An 8383-nucleotide genomic window follows, 5' to 3' on the forward strand; every position below is an offset into this window, starting at 1 on the left:
ATTAATTTTGTTTAACAGGCAGAATAATGACAAACTCAGCTCCCTCACCTAACTTACTATGTGCATCAATAAGTCCGTTGTGTTTTTCGATAATTTTTTTGCAAAGAGCCAGGCCTATGCCTGTACCTTCATATTCATCTGTACCATGTAGCCTCTGAAACAGTGTAAAGATTTTATCTTTGTAGACTTCATCAAAGCCAATACCATTATCTTTGACAACAATGCGTACAAAACCACCATCTTTCTGAGGTGAACTGCTGAATTTCTTCTCGCTGATCACGGTTGAATGAATGGTAATTGATGGCACTACATCTGGTTTTGAAAACTTGAGTGCATTACTGATCAGATTCTGAAACAATTGCCGGATCAGACCGGGAATTGCCTCAATCATAGGGAAATGGCTAATCGAGAAGGTAGCATCTTTCTCACGAATCACAATCTCGAGATCATCCAGAATCTCCGTGATGATGGTATTCAGGTTAAGCATTTCAAAGAAAGACCCATCTGACACTTTCGAATAACTAAGCAGATCATTTACCAGCTTGGTCATACGGGAAGCAGACTGTATAATCTTATCTGCAAAGATAGTGGCCCCATCCATTTCCTGAAGATACTTATTCTTCAACAGGTTACCATACAGATGTATTTTGCGGATAGGCTCTTTCAAATCATGTGATGCTACTGACGCAAACTGTTGCAGGTCATTGTTGCTGCTTCTGAGAGCTACATTCAGCTTTTTAAGTTCTATTGTACGTTCCAGCACCTTCTGCTCCATAACTTCTGAAATCCTTTTCTGCTGATCGATATCAGTAGCACTACCTACCCAGGAATAAATCACACGGTTGGTGAGTTGAGCACGTGCCCGTAACAAATGCCACTTATATTCATGGCTGGCATTACGAATTTTAATCTCTACCTCAAAATCATGTGTAGACCGCAAAGCTGATAGCCAGATCTTTTTTAATTTGAGCAAATCGGTCGGATCAACAAAACGTTTCCAGCTGTAGTCAGTTGCTTCTGTAGTGGACTCACCTGTAAACAGCTCGAAGTTCTTATTAATGAATGTGATCTTGCCATCCGGATTGGCAGTCCATACGATCAGCGGGACAGATTCTGCCAAAAACTGCCGTTGTTCTATGTTCCACTTTACTTCCTGCCTCGCCTTACGAAGTTCAGTGATATCAAGCATGGATTTTAGCATCCGGTAAGGTGTGCCATATTCATCATGCAAAATATACGAACGGTCAAGTACTTCTGCATATCCCCCATCAGACTTCTGAAAGCGATATTCCAATGAGAAATGGCTAGTATTGGTGTTTAGCAGCCTATGAATTGTAGATTGTACCCTCTCTTTATCATCCGGATGGATATTGGCAGACCACAGTTTGCGGGACTGCTGAGGTTCTGCATTTTTATATCCGAACATTGAGAAAAAGCTATCACTATACCAGATATCATTATCTATCAGTCTCCAGTCAATAATAGCATCGTTGGTAGCTTGGGACAATAACCGGAAGCGTTCCTCACTTTTACTGAGTTCCTGTGTACGTTCCTGTATCTTTTCCTCCAGGTTAGAGTTGAGAACCTTCAGATCTTCCTTCGTGCGAATGAGTTCGTTAAAGTTCTTTCTCAACTTAGCCTCATCTGTTTTTTTATCCGTAACATTGGTGAAGGTAGCAGCGATTCCGTTTTTAGTTCTCACCGCTACTCCTTCAAAAGATTTTTGTTCAAAGGAAATCTCAAAGTGTGATGGAATGCCTTGGGTATATACCTTCCGAAACTCTTTGAAGAGCGTTGTCTTTACATCTATCGGGAAAATTGACTCCAGTGAATGGTTGATAATGGCATTAATAGGCTTTTTCCAGAAAGACTCGGATGCACGATTGGCAGCTACACAGGTAAAATCCCGAACCTTATGATCCCCATCCGTCACCGTTTCAAAAGCAAAAATAGAGCTTTGAGAAGATTCAAATACCCCGTTAATGATCTCATTCAGATTCTTTATCAGACTGATGTCTACAAAGGTAAGTATGATCCCATCAGATTTGTTATTATTGTTGATGTAAGGGTATAACTTCATCAGATACGACTGTCCGGACCTGGTAAAAATCTCCTTCTCCACCACCATTTTGGTACTGATAACCTCCTGTAATGCATTATCAATATTGATATTGAGCAAATTGGTAGAGATATCAGTAATAGGTCGGCCAATGTCGCTTTCGATCAGGTTCACCAGCTTACCCACGGATGGATTGAATTTACGTATCCGTAAATCCTTGTCGAGAAATATCTGGCCAATATCTGTGCTTCGGAAATAGTTATTCAGGTCATCATTAAGCTGGATGAGCTCATTGATTTTAAGTTGGTGTTCTGTATTTAGTGTATGTAGCTCTTCATTAAGCGACTGCAACTCCTCGTTGGAACTTTGTAATTCTTCATTGGAAGAGATCATCTCTTCATTGGCACTCTGCAGCTCTTCATTGGTAGTTTCGAGCTCTTCAATAGTAGTTTGCAGACTTAGCTTGGTTTCGTTGAGCTCTTCATGCAAGCCATTCAGAAAATCCGGATCATTGAGTTCACCTACCTTTACAGGTGTTTCTTCTACAGGTTGAGCTGTTACGGGAAGTTCTTTCAGTAAAATCAGTGTATAGCCTGTCTTTAACGAAGAAGCAGGCATAGGTCTGACGAGAACACTTACCTGCTTGATTCCCTCACTGGATCGATAGGTTACCTTCTCCTCATTAACCTTTTCGTTATTATTCCATGCCTGCCGGATCATCTTATGAACAGGAATTACCAGACTTTTGGAAAGCAGTTTTAATAAGTTCAGATTGATCTGCTTATCTGGCAACGAAAGAAATTTTTTATAATCGCCTGCTGTATGTCGTACTTCCAGATTGCTGTCGATATAAATAGCCACATACCCCAGGTCATCACACAAAATCTGCTTGATGTCTTCAGAGAAGTCGCCTGACTGAGTTTTGGCTTGTGAGAAGTCGGGAACTGTTCTCGGAGTATAGCTTCTGGTTGAAGTTAATGGTTTACTGAACAATTCATGATACGGCCTGTTAACTGTTTCGATACGCCTGAAAATCTTCCATTTACGGTCTACATCTTCCAGGGTTTCCCTGATCATACTCACAGACTCTGTACTACCCAGAAACAAATATCCTCCTGGGTTCATAGCAAAATGCAATGTAGAAAGCACCTTCTTCTGCAGAGCAGAGTTCATATAAATAAGCATGTTTCTACATGTCACCAGATCATTTTTAATAAAAGGAGGATCGGTGATAATATTATGCTTGGCAAAGACAATAAGCTTGCGTATCTCTGGAATAATCTGATAGGTAGCATCCCGTTTTATAAAATAGGAATCCAGATAAGAAGCAGGAATGTCTTTTTCTATAGTAGTTTCATAAATACCACGAGAAGCATAATCTATGGCATTAGCATCTGTGTCTGTAGCAAAAATCTTAATAGAAAGATTTTTCTTTGACTGTGCGATCATGTCATATAGCAGGATCGCAATGCTGTAGGCTTCTTCCCCACTACTACATGCAGTAACCCAGACCTTTATGGTTTCACCAGCCGATTTGTCGTGAATAAGTTTAGAAATTACCTGTTCCTGTAGTGAATCAAAGGCTTCTTTGTCTCGAAAGAATTTGGTTACACCAATCAAAAAGTCCTTGCACAGAACCTGCGATTCACCTGGTTGTTTCTTCAGGTAAGAGAGATATGCCTTTACATGACGTAATTCCAGTTTCTTTATCCTGCGAGCAATACGCCGAAGAATAGTCGGGTATTTATAGTTATGGAAATCACACCCTGTATTCTTATAGATCAGCTTCAGAATATCTTCCAGCACCTTTTCATCCATAGTCTTTTCTGTAAAGACACCATTGGATGTATCGTCGATGTAATTGGCAATTTCTTCCGGCATTTGCCAGGGGGCCAGTATCATATCGGCACAACCTGTGGCAATAGCACTTTTTGGCATTCCATCAAACTTGGCAGATTCAGGTTCCTGTACTACCACCATTCCGCCTGCCTTACTGATTACTTCAATCCCTTTTGTGCCATCTGTACCTGTACCTGATAAAATAACAGCAATAGACTTATCACCCTTGTCTTTGGCAAGGCTATGAAGAAAGATGTCTATAGCAGTATTTGGGCCTTTGTCTATGTTTTTTTTGTCAGTCAGCTGTAGTCGGCAGTCTGAGATAGTCATCATCTTTTTGGGTGGAATTACATAAATGCACCCTCTCTCTAACAACACACCATCCTCAGCTTCCTGTACTTTCATATAGGTATGCTTAGCTACCAGCTCTACAAGAAGACTTTTGTAGTCTGGCGACAGGTGTTGAATAATGACAAAGGAGAGATTTGAACTCTCTGTTACATTATCAAAAAAGTCATGAATGGCCTCCAGCCCTCCTGCTGAAGCACCTATTGCTACAATAAAATGCTGTCTGTCAATAGGTACTTCCGTTAATTTTGTATCTACAGAATGATTCTTTTTCACGTGCTTCTCTGTCTGTTAGAGCGTTAAACAACGCTTTTACGTAACGTATATTCGAGTAAAATATGCTGAAGTGAATCAGCGACCTGAATTTCCTGTGTATGCCAGGGCAAGGAAGTATCTTTTACGGTCTGTTGCCATATTTTAAACGAATTGCGCGGGTGATAGTTTTTCTTATCCTGCTCAAATTGTATCGCCTCATCCGGATTTCCTCCCCAGTTAATTTTTTGAATCGCTTCTGACCGGAACACAAACAGGTATTCGTCTTTTGCCGGATGAATGGGAATAGCAATCATCCCTGCGATGTCCTGAGATAGCTTTTCATTATCATATACAGAAGCTATAGAGTCGGTAGAAAAGACCTTGTCTGGTTTATTACCCTGTAACCACATGATCAAATTCTTTACTTCGTCCTCATCGGGTGTAACTCCAATGGTTTCCATACCCCGACTATAGGTTAAAGCAGCCCCTTCAGCTTGTAAAAGATCCAGTACGGTTGTCTCTTTTTGTAGCAATCCTTTGACCAGGCTATCTTCTGCATAGATCTGCTCTGCCAGACGGGCATGAATGGTCTGTAGGTGTGAGTTACGCTGAAACTCCTCTAGTACCTGAAGCCGTGAAAACGTAGAGGATATGAAACCAGACAAAAGCTCAAAAACAGAACAAAGCTGATACGGAATAAACTTAGCCTGACGATGATGACAGGCAATCAGTCCCCATAATCTGTTGTCTTTTATAATACGGATAGACATAGACGACATCACATTCATATTACGCAGGTACTCTATATGAACGGATGCTACACTCCGCAAATTGCAATCAGACAGATCAATAAATGTGTCTGTGGCAGGATTTAGCAGAGGATATAACTTTACGGGAGTGTATTCACGGTCAGGTATCTGCCGATAGGGATTTTGCAGATACAAGGCTCTGGCCTGGCGAGGTACATCCGAAGCCGGAAATACCAGACCCAGATAAGGCTCCATGCCTTCTTCCAGCGTTTCGGCAATGACAGTACCATTCCAGTTTTCATCAAACTGATACACCATAATCCGATCAAAACCAGAGATCTTCTTTAACTCGGTGATAGCAATCTCACAGGCAGATGTAATAGTCTGTGCAGATTCCAGCCGTGTAATCACATGTTTGACATCCTGATAGACAGATAAAAATGAGGTAGTAGCGGATTCATCTTCTGGCAGAATTTCTATTTCCAGAATCAGATAGTCATCTTTTATATGAACAATGGCAAGGCAATTGGTTTGTCGATCAGGTACTGTAAAGGAAAATGATACGGATGTTTTTTTGATTACATCAGATTGTATATGCTCCTCGAGCAGAGTTAACTCCTTATCTGAAATGTATTTTTTCCAGGAACTATTTATAACTTCTTCAACAGCAATACCAAGTTTTTCTTCAATATTCTGACTCACCTGAATGATTGTCAGATTAGTCTTATCCAATACTACCAGGACACCATACGCCTGGACATGGTTAATAAAGTTAAGAGGGAGGCTTCCACAAAATTCTGAATCATAATTTTTTTTAGACATAAGGTATGTAAGTTTGTTTCCGGGGAGCTAAGCCATTTTGCCCTAATACTCCTCAGTTGATGCGTTTGTATGGAAATAGATACACACTTTCTAAGGGCAAAAAAATAATGCCTGCTGTTTTTTATCTCAAACCCTCGCACAAATCCGAACTCTATTTTCCAAATCACACGAAAATTAATTTACGAATGTGTGAAATAAAAGACACCAATGATACATTTTTTTGCTTTTCTTTTTGATCCTCGTCTACTTATGTCTGCTGTATTCTTACTATGTATAGCAGAATATGTCAGTCGTTTAACCAGATTACTGGCTATTTTGTTACAAAATCATCTTTATTTTTGACAAAAACTACTGATAATACATTTCACTATAAACCGGAAAGCAGACAAGTTACTAAGCTGAATACAAATAACGATAGGATTTGTCTGGTAATTTTTAAAAGATATAAAAATAGTAAGTATTGAATGAAAAAATGTTGAACCTTCTGCCCTTATAAATGTTATTATACTGTATGGTGGTCACCATCGGCAGTAGCATCCCTTTATCAGACCGCATTTGTAATGCAATGATCTTTTAAATATCTATTGCTCATGTTTCACTCAAAAGAAAGGAGGTACACATGTCTAGTCCCAAGCAAATTTTATCAAACACTACCAATCATCTTTTAGGTGTGAGATTTTGATCGCTTTGCTTTTGTAAAGTGACTCGGGCGGAAATGATTGGATCGTGCTGGTTGCGTGCCGGCGGTGTTTGATATGATTTAACCGAGGATTTTGAAACGCATCCGACACCTTACATTGGGTTGGATGCGTTTCGCTTTTTATGGGGATTTATAGAGAAAAACTATGATCGACTCTATTTTTAACCAGATCAAAGAATAAGATGACTTTCTCTTCTGAAGCGGTGAAAACCTTATTGTACTCCCTTTACCTGCATTTTCAATGTATAAACAGATTCCGAAGCAGTAATAAATAACAAGTTCTTTTCTTTCCCCCCAAAGCATACATTAGCAGTCCATTTGGCCTGAATAGGTATATGTTCTATCTTTTGCCCTTCTTTGTTATATACAGTTACTCCATTGCCTGTTAGATAGACATTACCCTGATTATCAATAGTCATCCCATCTGATCCCTGATTTACAAACAACTGGCGGTTTTTGAGTACGCCATTGCCAGCAATCTCATATTTATAAGTCTTGTTGTCACCAATATCAGCAACATATAATATTTTACCATCCGGAGTACCGATCAAGCCATTGGGTTGTTTGAAGGTATCATCCAACAGGATAGCTGCTGATGCACCTTTCGGTAAGTAATATAATTTCTCTCCTCCCAGATTTGGATCAGGGCTCTGCCGTTTCCAATATGGGCGCTGATAGTATGGATCGGTGAAGTATATACCACCCGATTTGTCTACCCATACATCATTGGGACCATTGAGTGTATGTCCCTGAAAATCTTTGAGCAGAACGGTAACCTTACCTTGTGGACTGATAGACCAGAGCTGGTTGTTTTCGTCTGCACAACTAATAAGATTTCCTTTCTGATCAAAGTACATTCCATTGGAACGACCTGAATTTTCCATGAACACAGAAAGCTTTCCTTCAGTATCATACTTCCAGATTTTGTTATTGGGCTGATCAGTAAAGTATACATTTCCTTTTTTATCTACTGCGGGTCCTTCTGTAAAACTAAACTGGTTAGATACCAGCTGCAGTTTTGCCTGTGGTGCTATAATGCCACTGCCTGATGTTGAGTCTGCGATAGTTTGCACGGTTTGTCTGAAGTTATGGTTAGCTACACTTTCTGATAGAGAGCTTTGAACAAATGGCAAGCCTAAAGCTATACAGAGAGTAGAAAAACTGGTTGTGAACAGATTTGTCATGGATAAACGAAGTTGCAAGGTAAATGGATTGTAAGTTACATTTTTTCAAAACAGATAGGATTTTTTTACGTGGAAATATGAAATACAAATGTCCTTAAGTATAACAGAACAATAGATATGCTTTGCCAGCATCAAACAACTAAGTAACAGCTTCCTGGAATATTTCAATGAACTAGATGTGGGCCTTATTTTATGTCATTGAAGTTGTTTAGTAAAAGGAAAGGATTCCCGAAAAAGAGTGAATTTTGAGATGCGAACCAAAAAATATCACTCTAAATGGAAATCCTTTCGAAAGATACCATACGCACCTATATAGTTGCAAATTTAAGTGTAGGCACCAGAGGGAAAGAATGCAGTATAGAATTGTTAACCCAGATAGTAGAAGCGATTCTGTATCGGCTGAAAACGGGCTGTCAATCAGAGCCGA

The 8383-nt window shown here is 39.7% G+C and carries 3 protein-coding genes; all 3 read right to left on the minus strand.

Translation table 11 applies throughout. The features are described from left to right. Position 1: 1 nt before the first annotated feature. Positions 2–4522: a chemotaxis protein CheB gene (locus QNI15_RS32685; RefSeq protein ID WP_314035995.1), complete on the minus strand. Its 4521-nt coding sequence runs from the start codon at positions 4520–4522 to the stop codon at positions 2–4. A gap of 23 nt (positions 4523–4545) precedes the next feature. Further along, complete coding sequence (locus QNI15_RS32690; protein WP_314035997.1) at positions 4546–6072, minus strand: GAF domain-containing protein; 1527 nt, start codon at positions 6070–6072, stop codon at positions 4546–4548. Between the two features lie 912 nt (positions 6073–6984). Then, entirely contained in the window at positions 6985–7956 is a 972-nt protein-coding gene (locus QNI15_RS32695; RefSeq protein ID WP_314035999.1) for an SMP-30/gluconolactonase/LRE family protein, read from the minus strand. Between the last annotated feature and the right edge of the window lie 427 nt (positions 7957–8383).

It is taken from the genome of Xanthocytophaga flava (genome assembly GCF_030068545.1).
In the GTDB taxonomy this organism is placed as follows: Bacteria; Bacteroidota; Bacteroidia; order Cytophagales; family 172606-1; genus Xanthocytophaga; species Xanthocytophaga flava.

What these genes read in the sequence shown, in the direction of transcription:
- QNI15_RS32695 (WP_314035999.1), bottom strand. Translation starts at nt 7,956, where the DNA reads ATGACAAATCTGTTCACAACCAGTTTTTCTACTCTCTGTATAGCTTTA.
- QNI15_RS32690 (WP_314035997.1), bottom strand. Translation starts at nt 6,072, where the DNA reads ATGTCTAAAAAAAATTATGATTCAGAATTTTGTGGAAGCCTCCCTCTT.